The organism is Streptosporangium sp. NPDC048047, assembly GCF_040653115.1.
Classification (GTDB): domain Bacteria; phylum Actinomycetota; class Actinomycetes; order Streptosporangiales; family Streptosporangiaceae; genus Streptosporangium.
On record NZ_JBEZNH010000054.1, the window covers coordinates 50,339 to 51,901 of the forward strand.

Annotated in this window: 1 protein-coding gene and 1 rRNA gene; both read right to left on the minus strand. The window is 66.1% G+C overall.

Annotation, left to right across the window (positions count from 1 at the left end):
• Window positions 1-821 (minus strand): hypothetical protein (locus AB0D67_RS31845; RefSeq protein WP_362944251.1); only part of this gene is annotated, 821 nt, incomplete at its 3' end.
• A 503-nt stretch (window positions 822-1,324) separates the two neighbouring features.
• A 5S ribosomal RNA gene (gene rrf / locus AB0D67_RS31850) occupies window positions 1,325-1,441 on the minus strand.
• Window positions 1,442-1,563: the final 122 nt, after the last annotated feature.

Consider the following 1,563-nt stretch of genomic DNA (forward strand, 5'->3'; position numbering starts at 1 on the left):
ATTGAACGGAGGTCGCTGACCACGCTCCTCACGGTTGAACGGAGGTCGCTGACCACGCTCCTCACGGTTGAACGGAGGTCGCTGACCACGGTCATCGCGGTTGAACGGAGGTCGCTGGCCGCGGTCATCACGACCGTAGCCGGGGCGATCGTCCCGGTCCCGGGAACCGTACCGGCTACGCGCCTGATCACGATCACCGTACGTACGCCGCTCACCGCGATCATCGCGCCCCTGACCGGGACGCTCCTCCCGGTTGAAGGGACGCCGCTCACCATGGTCATCGCGGTAACCACCACGGGGACGATCGTCACGATTGAAGGGACGCCGTTCACCACGATCGTCGCGCCCCTGACCGGGACGCTCCTCACGGTTGAACGGAGGTCGCTGACCACGATCGTCACGGTTGAACGGAGGTCGCTGGCCGCGGTCATCACGACCGTAGCCGGGGCGATCGTCCCGGTCCCGGGAACCGTACCGGCTACGCGCCTGATCACGATCACCGTACGTACGCCGCTCACCGCGATCATCGCGCCCCTGACCGGGACGCTCCTCCCGGTTGAAGGGACGCCGCTCACCACGGTCATCACGCCCCTGACCCGGACGCTCCTCACGATTGAACGGACGCCGCTCACCGCTGTCGCGGTAACCACCGGGGCGCTCACTCCGCTCCCGGGAACCGTAGGAACCGCCTCCACGCCCTTCGCGGCGCTCGCCATATCGGGGACCGTCACCTGAACGTCCCCACTCACGGCCTCCTCGGCCGCTCTCTCGACCGCCGAACTCGCGGTTCTCGCCTTCTCCGCGCCGGCCCGTGCCGTCACGCCCGTTATCACTGTTCACTTCTGGTCCATTCATTTGCTCACCGGCGAGCGCGCCCTCTTCGTCTGTGGATGGGCGATCGCTGTACGGGCGGTCTTCGGCCACGGGATACGCCCCGTTCGATATCGCTGCCCCGCCCTATCCGTGGTCCAGCGCGACGAAGGCCACCCGCGGTGGGGTGGCCCGGCATCTCCAGCCTAGCAACCGCCCAGGCCTCCTCTGCCCCCTGTGCTCAGGCATCAACATCCAGTCGACGAAAGTACGGCGGCGACCCAGCTACCGGTGACCCTCTCGCCTCTGCGTCTCAGCGGAGATCGAGGCGGCCGCTCCGTCAGCCGGCGAGCCATACCGGTCAAGGACGCCTGGCATGACGAGCCTCACCGGTTGGTCTCGGCGAGCCCGCCGTACGGCACGACAGCGTCGTAGGAACACCTGCGCGGAAACCCGCGCACGCGAAAAAGCGGGGCCCCGGACGACGAACGTCCAGAACCCCGCTTCAAAGATTGTCCGGCGGCGACCTACTCTCCCACACCGTCCCCGGTGCAGTACCATCGGCGCTGAAGAGCTTAACTTCCGGGTTCGGAATGTAACCGGGTGTTTCCCCTTCGCCATAACCGCCGTAACACTATGAAACACACAAACACGCACACCAACCCAAAACCCTCACAGGTTCTGGAGGTGCAAGCGGCGCCTGCTGCCTCAGAATCACACAGTGGACGCGAGCACAACCCTCAAGATCACGCG